The sequence below is a fragment of the Nonomuraea sp. NBC_00507 genome (assembly GCF_036013525.1).
Classification (GTDB): domain Bacteria; phylum Actinomycetota; class Actinomycetes; order Streptosporangiales; family Streptosporangiaceae; genus Nonomuraea.
The window spans coordinates 7304950-7322713 of the sequence record NZ_CP107853.1 but is presented as its reverse complement, the minus strand read 5'-3'; the positions used below and the strand labels follow the sequence as shown (position 1 = coordinate 7322713).

General features: G+C 73.9%; 13 protein-coding genes. 9 read left to right on the top strand and 4 right to left on the bottom strand.

The genetic code is table 11. The features are described from left to right. Positions 1-35: 35 nt before the first annotated feature. Positions 36-842, top strand: coding sequence for a peptidoglycan recognition protein family protein (locus OHA25_RS35190; RefSeq protein ID WP_327581218.1), 807 nt, complete (start codon positions 36-38; stop codon positions 840-842). Between the two features lie 6 nt (positions 843-848). On the opposite strand, the gene OHA25_RS35185 is transcribed toward OHA25_RS35190, so the two are convergent. Together OHA25_RS35185 and OHA25_RS35180 are read right to left on the bottom strand one after the other, a co-directional pair. Continuing rightward, complete coding sequence (locus OHA25_RS35185; RefSeq protein ID WP_327581217.1) at positions 849-2765, bottom strand: S41 family peptidase; 1917 nt, start codon at positions 2763-2765, stop codon at positions 849-851. A 140-nt stretch (positions 2766-2905) separates the two neighbouring features. Continuing rightward, positions 2906-4369: an MFS transporter gene (locus OHA25_RS35180; RefSeq protein WP_327581216.1), complete on the bottom strand. Its 1464-nt coding sequence runs from the start codon at positions 4367-4369 to the stop codon at positions 2906-2908. 205 nt (positions 4370-4574) lie between these two features. Here OHA25_RS35180 and OHA25_RS35175 point away from each other — a divergent pair, with 205 nt between their 5' ends. The 5 genes from OHA25_RS35175 to OHA25_RS35155 are packed head-to-tail and all read left to right on the top strand — an operon-like array spanning position 4575 to position 12212. Beyond that, positions 4575-8744, top strand: a complete 4170-nt coding sequence (locus OHA25_RS35175) for an HAD-IC family P-type ATPase (RefSeq protein WP_327581215.1) — start codon at positions 4575-4577, stop codon at positions 8742-8744. Positions 8745-8778: 34 nt separating this feature from the next. Then, positions 8779-9882: a glycosyltransferase gene (locus OHA25_RS35170; RefSeq protein ID WP_327581214.1), complete on the top strand. Its 1104-nt coding sequence runs from the start codon at positions 8779-8781 to the stop codon at positions 9880-9882. Next, entirely contained in the window at positions 9879-10772 is an 894-nt protein-coding gene (locus OHA25_RS35165; RefSeq protein WP_327581213.1) for an SGNH/GDSL hydrolase family protein, read from the top strand. The genes OHA25_RS35170 and OHA25_RS35165 overlap by 4 nt, the downstream gene beginning before the upstream one ends. Continuing rightward, entirely contained in the window at positions 10696-11823 is a 1128-nt protein-coding gene (locus OHA25_RS35160; RefSeq protein WP_327581212.1) for a glycosyltransferase family 4 protein, read from the top strand. Before OHA25_RS35165 ends, OHA25_RS35160 begins: the two co-directional genes overlap by 77 nt. Beyond that, positions 11823-12212, top strand: coding sequence for a MarR family winged helix-turn-helix transcriptional regulator (locus tag OHA25_RS35155; protein ID WP_327581211.1), 390 nt, complete (start codon positions 11823-11825; stop codon positions 12210-12212). Before OHA25_RS35160 ends, OHA25_RS35155 begins: the two co-directional genes overlap by 1 nt. Before the next feature lie 15 nt (positions 12213-12227). Here OHA25_RS35155 and OHA25_RS35150 read toward each other — a convergent pair whose 3' ends face one another. After that, the gene (locus OHA25_RS35150; protein WP_327581210.1) at positions 12228-12878 is read right to left on the bottom strand and encodes a carboxymuconolactone decarboxylase family protein; all 651 of its coding nucleotides are present in this window, start codon (positions 12876-12878) and stop codon (positions 12228-12230) included. 55 nt (positions 12879-12933) lie between these two features. Further along, entirely contained in the window at positions 12934-14118 is a 1185-nt protein-coding gene (locus tag OHA25_RS35145; protein ID WP_327581209.1) for an SRPBCC family protein, read from the bottom strand. Positions 14119-14345: 227 nt separating this feature from the next. Here OHA25_RS35145 and OHA25_RS35140 point away from each other — a divergent pair, with 227 nt between their 5' ends. From OHA25_RS35140 to OHA25_RS35130, 3 genes are read left to right on the top strand one after another with little or no spacing between them, the layout of a single operon-like run. Further along, positions 14346-15290 carry a hypothetical protein gene (locus tag OHA25_RS35140; RefSeq protein WP_327581208.1) on the top strand — a complete coding sequence of 315 codons (945 nt, stop codon included), beginning with the start codon at positions 14346-14348 and terminating at the stop codon, positions 15288-15290. Positions 15291-15321: 31 nt separating this feature from the next. Then, a complete protein-coding gene (locus tag OHA25_RS35135) occupies positions 15322-16410 on the top strand; it encodes an NAD(P)/FAD-dependent oxidoreductase (protein ID WP_327581207.1) in 1089 nt (362 codons plus the stop codon). 3 nt (positions 16411-16413) lie between these two features. Further along, positions 16414-17640 (top strand): cytochrome P450 family protein, encoded by a 1227-nt coding sequence (locus OHA25_RS35130; protein ID WP_327581206.1) that lies wholly within the window; start codon positions 16414-16416, stop codon positions 17638-17640. Positions 17641-17764: the final 124 nt, after the last annotated feature.

Genomic DNA, 17764 nt, shown 5'->3' with positions numbered 1-17764 from the left:
ACTGCCCGCGACGATTGCGATGAAGGTTCCTGATCATGCCGTTCCTGACCCAGCTCGCCGACGTCGCCCGCCGCACCGGCGGACCGGTGACCGAAGTGGCCGGATGGAAGACCCGCGGTCACGGGCCGCAGCCCGAGGTGCAGGGCATCGTCTGTCACCACACCGCGGGCCCGCCGGCCGGCGGCGACTACCCGTCGCTGGCTGTGGTGCGCGACGGCCGCCCCGGACTGGACGGGCCGCTGTCGCACTTCGGGCTCGGCAGGTCCGGGCGGATCTACGTCATCGCCGCCGGACGGTGCTGGCACAACGCCCCGTCGACCTCCCCGCGGCACGACAACTCCAGCTCGATCGGCATCGAGGCGGAGAACAACGGCTTCCAGCCCTGGCCCGCGGCGCAGGTCGAGGCCTACATCCGGCTGTGCGCGGAGCTGTGCCGCGAGTTCGGGCTGCCGGCCTCCCGGGTGAAGGCGCACCGGGAGGTCAACACCGCCAAACCGGACCCGCACTCCCTCGATATGAACGACTTCCGGGCGTCCGTCGCCGCCATCATCAAGGGCGACCCGGACCCATCCTGGACGGAGACCATCGTGAAGAACCTGCCGCTGATCCGCCTCGGTGACGACAACGCCGACGTCAAGACGGTCAGAGGCTGCCTGTTCGCCCGCGGTCACGTGCCGCGGGCCGCCTACACCGGCGTCCAGGACGGGCTCGAGGGCTGGTTGACGTCCACCCGCTGCGACACCGGCCTGGTCGAGCTCGTCCGCGGGTTCCAGCAGGCCGAGGGCCTCGACGAGGACGGCGTCGTCGGGCCCAAGACCTGGCCGTCGCTGCTGCGCGTGTGAGCGGGGTCAGCGGACGATCGTGCGGGCCGCGACGAGCTCCCCTTCCTTGAAACCCTCCACCCGGACCACCTGGGCGGCGCCGATCCCCGGGACGGGGAACGTCACGGACTCCTGCGCCAGGTCCACCGACAGTCGCGGCCGACCGTCGAGGTAGACGTCGGCCCGGTCCACGAGCCGGCTCCGCAGGGTCAGCTCGCCGCTCGCCGCGGCCACCTGCGCCTCGAGGCGGCGCACCGACCGGCCGGCCAGCAGCTGCCCGGCCCGTTCGAGCAGGTCCGTGTTGCCCTGGAGCACGTCCCTGCGCGTCATGCGGTGCCGCTGGTCGGGCACGACGCCGAGGTCCTCGACGGGGGTGCCCGCGAGGTCGTGCACGCGCAGGGTGCGCCGGATCGACACCCGCATGTTCGCCTGCCCCGGCAGCGGCCTGTACGGCGTGTCCGCGGCCGGTTCCGGCAGCTCCAGCAGCGTGCTGAGCAGCTGGTGCGTCCACACGTTGGCGCCGCCGGCGCCGGTGTTGCCGTCCACGCCGAGGACGGGGCCGATCTTGTGGTCCTGGAAACCGGCGGCGAAGATGTCGGTCGCCGAGTAACAGCGGGCGTCGGTGATCAGCACGACGGGGCCGTGGTAGCGCTGGCCGATGGCGTTGGCCCCGTCGGCGGGCGTGATGGTGAAGCCGCCGGAGTAGACGGCGCCCGTCTCCAGCGCCTGCTCCATCGACCTGCACCACGGCGTGAGGTCGATCTGGCCGGTCGGGTTGTTCTTGTGCTGCCCGCAGATCCGCAGGTTGAGCGGCGTCGCGATGAACTGCGTCGGCTCCGGGGAGATCGGGTGGGGGGTGAGCGTCTGCAGGAGGAACTCGCTGGCGAAGATGTGCCCGCCGCCGTTGCCGCGTACGTCCACGATGAGCCCGTTCTGCGGCAGCAGCTCGATGAGCCGGACGAACTCCCGTACGAACCCGTCGGGGTTGTTGACGTTGAACGTGAACACGCGGATGTGGCCGTACGTGCCGGACGCGGTGACCACGCTCCTGGCCCGGAACACCGCCGGCATGGACGTCGGGACGTCCGCGCCCGGCGCCGCGGGCTCGGTCGTCAGGTCCGCGAAGGCCAGCGACTCCCGCGCCGTGACCGACGTGGGCACGTACAACATCGTGACGGCGCGGCCGATCTCGTCCGTGCCGAGGTCGAGCCCTTGAGCCACGGCCGCGGTGCTGAGCTCGTCGGCGTCGACGAAGGGCGGCACGTTCTCGGTGATGCGCCACTTCTCCCGCAGCTCCCGGGAGATCCCGTCGCCGTTGACGTAGGTGAGCACCACCCAGTCCTCGTCGGGCGGCACGTGGATGCGCAGCGGCCGGAGGGTGAGCGACTGCAGGCCGCGCGAGTGCCGCGCCGCCGCGTTGCTGCCGGCGAAGCGTACCGCGTTGAGCGCCACCGCCCGCTCGATCGGCACCCCGTTCCAATGCGTCACCTCCACGCCGGGGCCGAACCCGGGAGCGGAGAAGCCCTCGACGACCCTGGTCACCACGTAGTGCGGCTCGTCGCCCTCGAAGTACTCCTCGATCTGGTACGGCAGGTACGCGATCTTGCCGGAGAACGGCACCGGCAGCAGGTAGTTGGTGTGCAGGTCGCGCATCGAGTGGAAGATCTCTGACAGCTCCTGGTGGAAGCGCCACTCCGGGTCCATGCCCGTCTCGCTCTGCCGGCCGAGTCGCTGGGCCAGCAGCCTGAGCCGCTGGACCGGGTTCACGGCGTGCATCGCGGCCTTGAGCGGCAGGTGCACGTAGTTCTGCTCGATGAGCACGAGCGCCTGCTGGACCAGCGTGCGCCGGTCGGCGAGCGTCAACGTGCCCGCGGTGCGCAGGAAGTCCGGCAACTCCACCGCGTCGGCCAGCCGCTTCGCCATCGTCTCTGATGCCTCGGTCATGCCTTGCCCACCCCCAGGCGTCGTGGCGCGGCCCTGTCGGCCGGAAGGGGCCCGGGCGGCCGCGCGGATCGAATTCCCGCAGGTTGGCACGGAACGGGCAGCGGCCGCCTCCGGGGACGCCCTAGGGCTTTCCCTAGGTTTCACCCCACGGGGACCGGCCGCCTGTCGCGAGCCCGGATGAGCAGCAGTGAGATCGCCACGCCGGCCAGCCCCGCGGCCGCGGCCACCAGGCAGGTGGTGGCCAGCGCGCCGGTGAAGGCGTTCCTGGCCGTCTCCTGGGCGGACTGGCTCACCAGGTCGAACCGGCCGCCGGCCACCACCGCGGCCTGCCCGGGGAGCTCGGCCTCGATCCGGGTCGTGAAGATCGCCCCGAACGCGGCCACACCGGTGGCCGTGCCCAGCGGGAAGAAGGTGTTGGACAGGCCCGAGGCCATGCCCGCCCGTTCGCCGGGCACGACGTCGAGCGTGACGCCCAGCAGCGGTGGGAAGGCCAAGGCCCCGCCGGCGCCGAGCAGCACGAAGCCGGGCAGCGCGACGAGCCACGAGCTGTCCGGCCCCACCCTGGCCATCAGGACGAAGGCGATGGCGATCAGCGCGAAGCCCCCGGCCAGCAGCCGGGACGCGGGGATCCGCTCCCCCAGCCGACCGGCCAGCGGGGCGACGATCAGGATGGGCAGGGTCAGGGCCAGCAGCCGCAGCCCGGTCTCCAGCGGAGAGTGCCCGAGCATGCCCTGCAGCCACAGGATCAGGTACGGCAGGATGCCGAAACTGGTGATCCTGGCCAGGAACGTCAGCAGCACCGCGCCGGTGAACGTCGGCATCCGGAACAAGCGCACGTCCAGCACGGCGTGCGGGCGGCGGGCCTGCACCGCGACGAACAGGCCGAGCAGCACCAGACCGGCGAGCAGCGCCGCCAGCACCCCGGGTGAGCCCCAGCCCTGGCCGGGACCGGCGATCAGCGCGTAGTTGAGGGCGAAGAGCATGGTGACGGCCAGCACGGCGCCGGCCACGTCGATCCGGCCGGCGGGTGCCTCCCTGGCCGGCTCGCGCAGCCGCAGCAGCGTCCCGGCCAGCAGGATCGCCCCCACGGGCAGGTTGATCCAGAAGATCCACCGCCAGCCGAGCGTGTCCACCATCAGGCCGCCGACCAGCGGCCCGAGCCCGGCGGCCGCGCCGCCCGCGGCGGAGAACGCCCCGATGGCGCCCTGCCGGGCGCGGCCCGCCGGATAGGCGCCGGCGATGAGCGCCATCGCGGTGCCCATGATCATCGCGCCGCCGACCCCCTGCGCGATGCGGAAGGCCGTCAGCGCGCCCGGGCTCCAGGCCGCCCCGCAGGCCGCGGAGGCGGCGGTGAACAGCGCGACCCCGGCCGTGAAGATCGCGCGGCGGCCGACGCGGTCGGAGACCGATCCCGCGGTGAGCAACAAGGCGGCGAAGGCGAGCGTGTAGCCGTTGATGGCCCACTGCAGGCCGTCCAGACGGGCCTGCAGCTCACCCGCGATCTCCGGGAGCGCGACGTTGACGATCGTGATGTCCAGGGTGAGCAGAACCGCGGCCAGGCAGACCACGGCCAGCGTCCACCCGGCCTTCGGAGGCTGAGTCATGCGTACAAAGTACACAAAAATTAGGCAAACCTAAATAGTGGCGGGAGTGATCTGCGTGATCGCTTCCGCCTGGGCACGGAGCGGGCTGCAGGGGCGTGCGGTAAAGGCGTTGTTCATGGAGATTTAATGAACGTCCTCGACTGATCCCGGCTGGCGGGGTACGGGGACACCCATGCTCGGACACCTCACTCGTACCCTGCGCCGTGTGACGGACGCGGTCGGCGCTCTCGGCGGGCGCTCGACCTGGACATATCCGGGCCGCATCCATCTGGAGCTGCTGCGCGAGCCGGTCCTGGCGGCCGAGATCGAGGGCAGGCTGCAGGCGGTCCCGGGCGTGCGGTGGGCCCGGGTCAACGTGCCGCTGAGCCGGGCGATCGTGGCGCTGGACGACCCGCCCGCCGACACCGCCGAGCTGATGAGGGCGCTGGAGGAGGCGGAGGCCAAGGCCGGGTCGCGGGTGGCCGCCGAACCGCCGCCCGGGCTGGTCCTGGCGGCGGACCTGGGCGGCATCGCGGCGACCGGCGTGGAGTGGCTCCTCCACCGCACCCCGCTGCCCGGGGAGGTCGCCGGCCTGGTGTCGTTGGTCGACAACCTGCCGCGGCTCCGCGACGCGATCGACGACGCGATCCCCCTTCCCGCGCTGAGGACGTGGCTGCCGGTGGCGAGCGCCGCCGTGAAAGGGCTGGCGCCCGGCCTGACGGGGCTGGTGGTCGACACGGCCCAGCGTCTGGTGCAGATCAGGGAGAACCACGCCGTGGACAGCGCGTGGCAGGCGGTGCACGAGCGCCTGACCGGGACGCCGGAGCAGGCCGCCGCCTCCGCGGTCCCCGCCGAGCGGCCCGTCCCGCTGCCGCCCGGCCCCGCCGACCGCTACGCCGACCAGTTGCTCGCCGGTGCGCCGCTGGGCGGCCTGGTCGGCTCGCTGCTGAGCATGAACGCCCGGCGCGGCCTGCAGACGGCGATGATCTGCACGCCCAAGCCGGCGTTCGCGGGACGCGAAACGTTCGCGGCCGAGCTGGGCTTCGTGTTGTCGCGCCGCGGCGTGGTGATCGCCGACCGCGCGGCGCTGCGGCGCCTGGACCGGATCGACACGGTCGTGTTCGACGAGGACGTCCTGCTGTCGCCACGCAGTGCGATCGGCGAGGTGCGGCCCGCGCCCGGCGCCGACCATGAGGAGATCGCCACGTGGCTCTACCGGCTGTTCGACCCCGACCGGCCGGAGGCCGCGCAGGAGGAGGGGCCGTGGCGGCTGCGGGCCCGCGGCCGGCGGCTCACCCTGACCCGCGACGGCGAGAAGCAGGCGAGCGCCGAGACCGTGCGGCAGCGCTCGCCGGACGCGGAGGCGGCCGTGGCGGCCGCGCGCAAGGCCGGGCTGCGCGTGATCGTGCGGCCCGGTGCGGGCGCGGAGCGGGTGCGGGAGCTGCAGGCCGGCGGGGCGGGCGTGCTGCTGGTGTCCTCCGACCCCCAGGCCCTGGCGCAGGCCGACTGCGGAGCCGGGGTCACCCCGGGGGCCCGCACCGGCTCGGCGGCCGGCGCCCCGGCCCCGCCTCCCTGGGGCGCCCATCTGCTGCTCGACGACGATCTGCGGCCTCTGGTCGCGCTGATCGCCGCCATCCCGGCGGCACGCGAGGTGGCCGCCGGCGGGGTGCGGCTGGCCCGCGGCGGCACCGGCGTGGGCGCCCTGTTCGCCCTCACCTCTCCCGCCCCGCGCTCTGCGGGCAACGCCCTGACGGCGATGCACGTCGCGACCTGCCTGTCGATGGGCCACGGCGCCTGGCGTGCCTGGCGTACCACGCTGACGCCCGCCCTCACTCCGGCCGATCCGCGGCCGTGGCACGCGATGCCGGTCGAGACGGTGCTGCGCGAGCTGGACACCGGCCCTGGCGGGCTGAGCGAAGGGGAGGCGGCGCGCAGGCGGACACCGGTCGCCGCCAACGGCAGGCGGCCGTCGCTGCTGCGCGAGACGGCGGCGGAGCTGGCCAACCCGTTCACGCCCGTGCTCGCGGCCGGCGCGGTGGGCTCGGCCGCGGTGGGCTCTGTCGTGGACGCGGCCCTGGTCTCCGGCGTGATGGGGCTGTCGGCGCTGGCCGGCGGCGTGCAGCGGGTGGCCACCGCGCGCACGCTGGCCGAGCTGGCCGGGCACGTACGCGTCCGCGCGCGGGTCCTGCGTCACGGCGAGGAACACGACGCCGACGCCCGCGACCTGGTCCCCGGCGACGTGGTGGTGCTCTCGGCGGGCCAGGTGGTGCCCGCCGACTGCCGGATCGTGGCGGCGGTCGGGCTCGAGGCCGACGAGTCGGCGTTGACCGGGGAGTCCCTCCCCGTGGCCAAGAACGCCGCGCCGGTCTTCGCCAGGGACGTGGCCGATCGGCGCTCCATGCTGTACGAGGGAACCTCGATCGCGGCCGGCACGGCCACGGCCGTGGTGGTGGCCGTGGGTGAGGCCACGGAGACGGGCCGCGCCCTGGCCGCCGCCGAGGAGCGCGCCCCGCGCAGCGGGGTGGCCGACCGGCTGGCGCGGATCACCCGGGCCACCACGCCGATCGCCGGCGGTGCGGCGGCGGTGCTGACGCTGGCCGGCCTGGTGCGCGGCCGGCCTCTGCGCCAGGCGCTCGCCGAGGGCGTCAGCCTCGCCGTGGCCGCGGTGCCCGAAGGGCTTCCGCTGCTGGTCAGCGCGGCGCAGCTGGCGGCGACCCGCCGGCTGTCGGCGCACGGCGTGCACGTACGCGATCCGCGGACCATCGAGGCGCTCGGCCGGGTCCAGGTGCTGTGCTTCGACAAGACGGGCACGCTGACCGCGGGCGAGATCCGGCTGACCCGCGTCTGCGACGCCCGCCGCGAGGTGTCCGTGCGGAGGCTGGGCGATCTCGACACGGTCCTGGCCACCGGACTGCGCGCGACGCCCCGCCGGGAGGGCAACGGCGAGCACAGCCACCTGACCGACGCGGCCGTCGCCGCCGGCGCCGAGGCCGCCGGGGTGAGCCGCAGAACGGGGGTGCACGGCTGGCGTGAGCTGGCGGCGCTGCCGTTCGAGCCGTCCAGGGGTTTCCACGCCACCCTCGGCAAGAACGGGCGGACCAGGCTGCTCAGCGTCAAGGGCGCGCCCGAGACCGTGCTGCCGCGCTGCACCCGCGTACGGGTGAACGGCCAGGAGCGCCCTCTGGACGACAAGGAACGGCACCGCGTCGAGGAACACGTCGAGCGTCTGGCCGCCTCCGGGCACCGCGTGCTGGCCGTGGCCGAACGCCCGGTGACGGGGCGCGACGATCTCGACGACGGCGACGTGGCCGACCTGACCTTCGCCGGGCTGCTCGGCCTGGCCGACGTGGTGCGGCACACCGCCAGCCCGGCCGTGACCCGCCTGCGCGCGGCCGGCGTGCAGATCGTCATGATCACCGGAGATCATCCCAGCACGGCCAGCGCCATCGCCGCCGAGCTGATCGAGGCCGAGCCACGGGTGCTCACCGGCGCGGAGCTGGACGCCCTGGACGACACGGAGCTGGACGAGCGGCTGCCCTCCGTCGACGTGGTGGCCCGCTGCACGCCGGAGCAGAAGGTCCGGGTCGTGCGCTCGTTCCAGCGGATCGGCAAGGTGGTGGCGATGACCGGCGACGGCGCGAACGACGCCGCCGGGATCCGGCTGGCCGACGTCGGCATCGCGCTGGGCCTCACCGGCACCCCGGCGGCGCGGGCCGCCGCCGACATCATCGTGAGCGACGACCGGCTGGAGACCATCGTCTCGGCGCTGGCGGAGGGCCGCGCCATGTGGGCCTCGGTCCGCGAGGCGCTGGCCATCCTGGTGGGCGGCAACCTGGGCGAGATCGGCTTCACCCTGCTCGGCGCGCTTGCCGCCGGCTCCTCCCCGCTGTCGGCCCGCCAGCTGCTGCTGGTCAACATGCTCACGGACCTGGCGCCCGCGCTGGCCATCGCGCTGCGCGCCCCCTCGCCCGAGGAGGCGGCGAACCTGTTGCAGGAGGGTCCGGAAAGCTCGCTGGGCCAGGCGCTCACGCGTGACATCGCCCGGCGTGCCGTGATCACGTCGCTCGGCGCGGGGATCGGGTGGACGCTGGCCAAGTTCACCGGCACACCGGCGCGAGCGCGCACGGTCGGGCTGGTCGCGCTCGTCGGCACCCAGCTGGCCCAGACGGTGCAGACCGCGGGACGGGACCGGACCGTGCTGCTGAGCGCCGTGGGCTCGGCGGTGGCGCTGGCCGCGATCGTGCAGACGCCCGGCCTCAGCCACTTCTTCGGCTCCACGCCGCTCGGCCCGGTGGCGTGGCCGATCGCGCTGTTCTCGGTAGGCGCCGCGATGGTCATCGACAAGGTCGCGGAGCGTCCGTTGAACACCATTATGGACAGGTTCATGCTGAATTAGCGCGTTAGGACGGGTGCCCGGCAAGCAATCCGGTGTGCGCATCGTTCGGGTAGCGAACTTCGTCACTTCTACGTCGGGCGGGCTGCGTACCGCCCTGCACGAGCTCGGCGCCGGATACGCGGCGGCGGGCCACGAGCCCGTTCTGATCACGCCGGGAGCGAGCGCCGGCGACGAGCTCACCCCTGCCGGGAGGGTGATCACCCTGCCCGGCCCGGTGGTGCCGGGTCTCGGCGGCTACCGGGTCATCACCGGCCGGCGGAGGCTGCGCCGGCTGCTGGAGGAGCTGGCGCCCGACCGGCTGGAGGTGTCCGACCGCACCACGCTGCGGTGGACGGGCGCGTGGGCGCGGGCCGCCGGCGTGCGCTCGGTCATGGTCTCGCACGAGAGCCTGTCGGCGTTGCTGCGCATGTACGGCCCCCTCGGCCGGCTCGCCGACCCGCTCAACCGCGCGACGGCCGCCGCCTTCGACACCGTGGTGTGCACGACCGGCTGGGCCGCGGCCGAGTTCACCAGGCTCGGCGTGCCGAACCTGGTCCGCGTGCCGCTCGGGGTGGACCTCACCACGTTCGGCCCGGGGCGCTTCGACCGCGGCCTGCGTGCGCGCCTGGCCGCGCCCGGTCAGCCGCTGCTGGTCCACTGCGGGCGGCTGTCGCCGGAGAAACGGCCGGACCGCTCCATCCGGGCCCTGGCGGAGCTGCGCCGCCGGGGCCTGCCCGCGGTGCTCGTGGTGGCCGGGGACGGGCCACTGCGGCCCCGGCTGGCGCGCCAGGCGGAGGGGCTGCCGGTGCGCTTCCTCGGCCACGTGGCCGACCGGCAGGAGCTGTCCGCGCTGCTCGCCACCGCAGACCTGTCCGTCGCGCCCGGGCCGGTGGAGACCTTCGGCCTGGCCGCGCTGGAGGCGCTCGCCAGCGGGACCCCGGTCGTGGTGTCCCGCGACAGCGCCCTGCCGGAGGTCGTCGGCCCGGCGGGAGCGGCGGTACGCGACGACCCGGCCGCTTACGCGGACGCGATCGAGACCCTCCTGTCCGATCCGGCCCGGCGCTCGATGGCGCGTGCTCAGGCCGAACGGTACGGCTGGCCCGCGGCGGTCCAGGGATTCCTGCGGGCGCACAGCGTGATCGACACGGAGGTGCGATGATCCGCATCGCCGCCCTGGGCGACTCCGTCACGGTCGGCCTGGGCGACTCCGTGCCCGGGCGCGGCTGGGCCGGCCTGCTGGCCGAGTCGCTGGCCCCCGCCGAGTTGACCAACCTCGCCGCCTGCGGCGCCCGCGTCCACGACGTCGTGCACGACCAGCTGCCGCGCGCTCTGGCCCTGCGCCCGTCCGTCGTCACCGTGCTGGTCGGCGTGAACGACACGCTGCGCGGCGACTTCCGGCCCGCGGAGATCGCCGCCGATCTGGAGCACCTGGTGACACGGCTGAGCGCGGACCGGATCACCGTGGTGACCGCCACCCTGCCCGATCCGGGCCTGATGTTGCGGATCCCGGCGTTGCTGCGCCGCCCCCTCGCCCGCCGCATCCACGTCATCAACACGATCGTGGCGGGCCTGTCCCACGGCCACGGGACCGCGCACCTGGACCTCGCCCGGCATCCCGCGTTGTACGAGCCGGGCATGTGGAGCGTCGACCGCATGCACCCCAGCGAACGCGGCCACCGCAGTCTCGCCCGGCTCGCCGCCGCCGAGTTAGGCGCACGCGGCCTCGCCGTGCGGCCGCCCGCCCCGGAGCCGACCGGCGCCGAGCCGAGCGCGTGGGCGAGCGCGTTCTGGCTGGCCACCGCGGGCACCGCCTGGCTGGCGCGGCGCAGCTGGGACTTCCTGCCCGCCTTCACGGTGCTCATCGCGAGGGAGCTCTGGGCGCAGGTCGACAGGGATGGGGTTGCCGGGGAATTCGCCCAACGGGCGACTGCCGGTGACCTGCACGTCGCTCTGGAACGGGATGAAACAGGACATGAGGGTCGCCATCGTGGCCGAGTCGTTCCTGCCCCAGGTGAACGGGGTCACGAACTCGGTGTGCCGCATCCTTGACCACCTGGCCGCCACCGGGCACGACGCCCTGGTGATCGCCCCGGATCCCGCTCCCCCTGCGTACGCCGGCTTCCCCGTCCACCCGGTCCCCAGCCTCACGCTGCCGTTCTACCGCTCCGTCAGGGTCGGCCTGCCCGGCCGCGGCATCGCGCGCACGCTGGCCGGCTTCAAGCCCGACCTCGTCCATCTCGCCTCGCCCGCCGTGCTCGGCGGGGCCGGGCTGGCCGCCGCGCGCCGCCTCGGCGTGCCGACGGTCGCCGTGTTCCAGACCGATCTGGCGGGGTTCGCCCGCCAGTACGGCCTACGCTGCGGGGACGCGATCATCTGGTCCTGGCTGCGCCGCATGCACCGCGGTGCCGCCCGGACCCTCGTCCCGTCCACGCCGACCCTGCACGAGCTGGCCGGCCGCGGCATCCCCCGGCTGGCGTTGTGGGGGCGCGGCGTCGACCTCGGCCTCTTCCACCCCGGCCATCGCTGCCGGCGTCTGCGCGACCGGCTCGCCCCTGGCGGCGAGACCATCGTCGGCTACATGGGCCGCCTGGCCGCCGAGAAGCAGCCCCAGCTGCTGGCCGCGCTGGCCGACCTGCCGGGAGTCCGGCTGGCCGTCGTGGGGGCGGGCCCCATGGAGGGGCGGCTGCGGCGGCTGCTGCCGCAGGCGGAGTTCTTCGGCCTGCGCACCGGGGCCGAGTTGTCCCGCGTCCTCGCCTCGCTCGACGTCTTCGTGCACACCGGCAGCAACGAGACCTTCTGCCAGGCCGTGCAGGAAGCGCTCGCCTCCGGCGTGCCCGTGGTCGCGCCTGACTCGGGCGGGCCGCTCGACCTCGTCGAACCCGGCGTCAACGGCCTGCTCTATCCGCACGGCGAGCCGTCGGCGCTCCGCGCCGCCGTCGCCGCGCTCGCCGCCGACGCCGGTCTGCGTGCCCGCATGGCGCGGCAGGCCAGGCAGTCCGTGCGCGAGCGCGACTGGGTGAGCGTCTGCGAGGAGCTGCTCGGCCACTACAGCGACGTCCTGGCGGGCTCCCCCGCCGCCTCCTGCCACCCGGCGGCGTGATGGGTCCGGCCCGCGACGCCCGCAATGTGTACGCCGCCGGCCCCGCCGAGCAACGGCTCGAACGCAGCAGCTACATCCTGCTCAGGCGGCTCGAGGCCGAGGGGCCGATGTCGATCGGCCAGCTCGCGCAGGCGTTCGTGCTCGACACCTCCACGGTCAATCGGCAGACGGCCGTGCTGCTGCGCGGCGGCCTGGCCGAGCGCATCCCCGACCCTGAGGGTGGCATGGCGCGCAAGCTCCGCATCACCGACGAGGGACTGCGGCGGGTGGCGGCGGAGCGCGACGTCCGGCTCGGCGGCCTGGCCACGGTGCTGAAGGACTGGAGCCGGCAGGAGCTGGCATCCTTCGCCGAGGGCCTGGCGCACTTCAACGCCAGCATCGAACTGTAGCCGCCCGGGGCGCGTTCATCCGGCCGGCCGCCGCACGTCAGAACGGGGGGCGAGGTCTGGTTCGCCCCCTGAGCGGTCGCTCGGCTCGCTCTCCTTGTGCTCGCCCGCGAAAACCCTCAGCTGCATGGCCAGCGTGGCGTAGTAGCCCACCAGGGTCGTCAGCTCGAACAGGCCCCGCTCCCCCAGCGCCGCGACCGCGCCGGCGTATTCTTCGTCGGTCAGCTCGCCCGCGCCGGCCAGCGCGGCCGCGGCGCGCACGGCGGCCTGCTCCGCGGGGTCGTCCAGGCCGGCCAAGCGGCCCTCGCGCAGCGCGGCGAGCTCGGACTCGGTGAGGCCGCACGTACGGCCCACGGCCTCGTGCGCCTCACGCTCGAAGTCGCTGCCCCAGTGCGCGGCCACGGTGAGGATCGCCATCTCCCTGATCCGGGCGCTCAGGACCGAGCCGTACCGCACCGCCGTGCCCACCGCCTGCAACGCCAGGCCGACGGGCGGGCTCAGCAACATCGCGTTGAACGGCCCCCGCAGCCGTCCCCGCTCGTCGGCGAGGGCGAACGCCTGCGGCCCCGCCGCCCGCGGCCCGGCCGCGATGGCGCGGTAGACCTCGGCCTGCTCCTCGTCCAGGTGCTCGGGCAGCAGGCCGGGCAGCCGGGTCTTGCGGTGGGACATGCGGACTCCCTGCGGGTGCGCGCCGATCGCTCAGATCCGTATCACAACCGTCCTCCTAGCGCGAGCCGGCCGGTTGCCGCCGGCTCTCGGCGTACGACCGCAGCCGCATCAGGTCCTGCCGCAGCTTGCGTGCCGGGTTCGCGCCCAGCAGCCGCGCCACGGCGTGGCCTGCCGCGCCCGCCACCGGGTTGTAGGCGAGCCGCACCTGGACGCGGGTCCTGCCGTCGGGCTGCTCGTCCAGGCACAGCGAGCCGGTGTGGGCGATGAGTTCGCCTTCGGCCGACTGCCAGGCGATCTCCCGGCCCTCCTCGCGCCTGATCTCGGTGGCGTCGAACCGGATCGGCGTCCCGGCGGGCCCGCTGATCGTCCAGTGGGACGTCCGGCCGTCGGCGGAGCGGCGTACCTCGAGCACGTCCGGCATGAAGCGGGGGAAGGCCGAGTAGTCGCTCACCAGCGACCACACGGTCGCGGCAGGCGCGTCGATCGAGATGCCCTCCGTGATGTCGACGGCGTGCCGGCCGGCTTTGAGCCCGGTCAGGCGCCGCAGCGGCAGGTTCGTCGCCGCGCGGGCGGCCAGCAGCGCGCCGGCGCCGCGGACGGCCCAGGCGACCGGCCGGGGCAGGCCGCCCGGCAGCGCCATCATGCCGGCGGCGGCCGTGCCGGCCAGGAACCTGGTGGTCGGCGACCACTGCTGCTGCAGCAGCTCGGGCACCGGTTCGCGGCGCCTGCCCGCGCCCTGGAGCCGCGGCGACTGCGCCGCGTCATCGTAGGGAGTCCAGTGCGCCTCGACGCCTTTGACGCCGGGGATGTGCCGGAGCGCCCGCCTGGTCCGCTCGTCCTCTGTGGCGAGCACGTCGCCGTCGAGCCTCACGACGCGGTCCTGGACGTGGACCTCCACCGCGTGCGGGTAGCTGACGTGGCGGCCCAGCTCGGCCCGTACGCGCTCGTAGAGCACGCGGTCGTCGACCGACCGGCCGGCGACACGGTAGCGCACGGCGGCGGCCGAGCCGCGGCTGCGATTGGCCAGGTCCCGGCGGAGGACGCCCAGGCTGTCACGCAGCTCGTGCCTCGCATGCGCCGCCTTGTCGCGGCTCTTGGCCCGGCGGGAGCGTCCCCGCGCAGGATCGAACAGGTAGGCGATCGCGGCTCCGGCGCAGAAGCCCATCCCGGCCGCGGCCGCTTTCCCGGCCAGGTGCGTCTGCCGCTCCCCGGCCGTCATGTAAACCTTTCTCGCACGCATCGGGATCCACCCCTCGTCATCGCCTTTTGAGCAGGTCGGCTACCCTCCGCCCTCGCCCCCTAACGACCCTCCGCCCACCGCCGGCGCGACGTCCGGCCCGGCCGTCACACCATGGCCCAGGCACCGGTGGACGGCGGCTGAACCGCTCCCCCAGACGCGGTCATGACCCGGTAAAGCGCCCACCCCCGCCCGAATCGACACAAAACGTGACGTTAGAGTGACACATTGTGAACGACTCGAAGCGTGTGGAAATAGCCTGGCCCGCCCTCGGGATCACCGTGGCGGCCGAACTCGACCAGCGCAACCCGGCCCTGGCCCAGTGCTTCTGGGACGCGTTGCCGTACCGCAGCCTGCAAGGCCACGCCCTGGTCGCGGGCAATCACCTGTACCACGTCGCACCGGTCCATTCGCTGCTGCACGCGCCCGCGGCCTACCGCGTGGACCGGCGCACCGTCCCTGACGGGACACTGTTCTGCTCGCGGCTGCAGCACCTCGGCATCAAGTACGGCCGGCTGACCGAACCGATGACCGCCACGCCGATCGGCCAGGTCGTCCCGGAGGATCTCGACGCTCTCGTCGAGGCCGGTCGCGAGGTGTGGCAGTCCGTCTACACCACCAAGGAGCCGATCATCGCCGAGGTGCGCCGGGCCGGCGAGCCAGGCGGCCACGATCTGCCCCGGCTGCCCGTCGGCGACCCGGAGCTCAACAGCCTGATCGCCGACGTGCACGCCGAGACCGAGCGCATCTGGCTCCACCCGCCGCGCGAGCTGGTCGACCTGCACGCGGGCCGGATCCCGTCGCAGGCCGGCAGCTACGAGACGGTCCTGACCACGCTGCTGTTCGTCAACGGCGAGACCCGTCCGCTCGGCTACAGCTGCTACGGCGGCCTCGTGCGCGCCGCCCTGGACGGCATGCCGCTGCCGTGGCTGCGCCAGATGACCCGGCAGCTCGCCCACACCCCGGCGGAGTTCCTCGGCTACTGCGGCCTGGACACGCTGTGGGGCTTCACCAAGCGGCTCATGGACGGGCTGGATCGCCTCAACAGCCATGCCGATTACATCTCGGCCATGGCTCACATGGCGCTCTACTGCAACTGCCTCGGCGGCTGGAACCTGCACCTGTTCCCGTGGCACGCCGGCGACCGCCTGCGCCGCGTGGAGGCGACGGTATGAGCGCGCGACCGACGAAAGAGGGGGAGGGCGCATGAGCGACACGGAAGTGGCGGTGATCGGCGGCGGCGTGATCGGGCTGTCGATCGCCTTCCACCTGGCGGAGGCCGGGGTCGAGACCATGCTGCTGGAACGCGGCGCGCTCGGCTCCGGCGCCTCGCGCGCCACCGCCGACGTGGTCCGGTCGTACTTCGCCGGCAACGCCGTCAGCTCGGCGCTGGCCGTGCGCAGCCTCGACGCCTACCGCGCGTTCCCGGCCAGGCCGGGCACCGAGCTGCCGCTGCGGCAGGTCGGCTACCTGGTCTTGTTCAGCGAGCCTGAGCAGGTGACGGCCTTCGAGGCCGACCTGCCCGCCCAGCTGGACGCCGGTGTGGACGTGGGCCTGATCAGCGTGGAGGAGGCCAGGGAGCACAATCCGCTCATCGGCGACCTGCCGCTGCTGGCCGCCGCGTACTCGCCGCAGGCCTACGTCTCCGACACCACCGCCATCGTCACCGCCTACGCCGAGGCGGCCGAGCTGGCGGGCGCCACGCTGCGTACCGGCTGCCCGGTCACCGGGCTCGACGCGCTGGGCGGCCGGGTGTTCACGGCGGACGACGAGATCACCGCCGACGCGATCGTGTGCGCCGCCGGCGCGTGGTCGGCCTCGCTCGTGCGCTGCGCGGGCGTGGACCTTCCGCTGGTCGAGCCGACCGAGCAGGAGCTGCTGGTCACCGACCTGCTGCCGCCGGGCACGCCGGACATCCCGGTCACCCTGCACGCCGCCAGCGGCCTGCTGGTACGGGTGCGCGGCGACCGCCTGCTCATCGGCATGGGCTATCCGGGCCCCGATCGGGCGGCCTGGCGGCGCGGGGTGGCCGCTCAGCTCGCGGTGACGTACCCGAGCCTGGCCGGCGTGGCCCTGCACACGGCCGTCACCGGCCTGCGGGATGCCAGCCCGGACAAGACGGCCTTCATCGGCCACCAGCCGGGGCCTCCGGCGTTCCTGTACGCGACCGGGTTCTCGGGCCACGGCCTGTGCAACGCGCCGGCCGCCGGCGAGCTGGTCCGCGATCTCTACCTCGGCAAGGACCCCGGCATCGACATCGCCGCGCTGTCGGTCGGCCGGCAACGAACGGGGTGACCCATGACCGAGCTGATCCGATTCGTCATCGACCCGGCGACCCGCGAGCTGCACGCCGACAACGAGCGGCTGCGGCACGCGGGGCCGCTCGTGCCCGTGACGGCCGAGGGCGTGGACGCCTGGGCCGCCACCCGGCACGCGACCCTGCTGTCCGTGCTGACCCATCCGGACATGACCAGGGAGATCCGCTATTGGGACCCCGCGGAACGCGGCAGCGCCCGGCCAGGGAGCGCGATCTTCCGCATCGTCACCGACATCTCCATGCTGAACGCCGAAGGTGAGGATCACCGGCGGCTCCGCGCGCCGCTGGCCGCCGGGTTCAGCCCGCGCCGGATCGAGCAGCTGCGGCCCAAGATCGCCGCGATCACCGCCGAGCTGATCGACCGGCTCGCGGAGCTGCCGCCCGACCAGCCGGTGGACCTGCGGCGCGACTTCGCCTACCCGCTGCCGCGCGAGGTGATCTCCGAGATGATCGGCATCCCGCGCGCTCACCAGGACAGGCTGCACGAGCTCACCGATGCGGTCGCGCAGGTCAGCGGCGACCTCGAGGACGGCCCGGAGGTACGCGGCACTCTGCACGCGTTGCTCCACCAGATCATCGAGGAGCGCCGGCAGACGCCTGGAGAGGACCTGATCACCGATCTGATCACGCTGCGGGAGCAGGACGGTGGCCGGTTGTCGGAGTCGGAGCTGCTCGCCACCATCGACCTGCTGTTCATCGCCGGGCACGTCACCACCGTCAACCTCATCACCAACGCCATCGGCGCCCTGCTCAACGTGCGGGGGCAACTCGATCTGCTGCGCTCGGGCCGGTGCCCGTTCAGCGCCGCCGTCGAGGAGACGCTGCGCTGGGACTCGCCCATCGCCTACTTCCCGTTCCGGTACGCCATGCGCGATGTCGAAATCGACGGCGTGCACCTGCGGGCCGGGGAGCCGGTGCTGGCCTGCTTCGCCTCGGCCGGGCGCGATCCCGACCAGTACGGGCCGGACGCGGACCGGTTCGACATCAGCCGTCCGCCGGCCTCGCATCTGGCATTCGGGCACGGGCCGCACTTCTGCCTCGGCGCGCCTCTGGCGCGGGTCGAGGCCGAGGTGGCGCTGGAGGCGTTGTTCGCGGCGTTTCCCGCCATCAGGGCCGCGGCCCGGCCCGAGGAGCTGAGCCCGCTGGACAATCTGCTGGGCAACAGCACTCGCAGCATGCCCGTCATTCTCGGCCCGCGGGCCCGCTAGCTCGCACTCCCGTCGCAAGGCCGCAGGAACTGCTCTTCCAGCTCGGGCGGCCGGTCCGCTGGGCCGGCCGAGCTGGTCGAGCCCGTCGCCATCCGGTATGGTCGTCAGTCCACGCCTGCTGTTC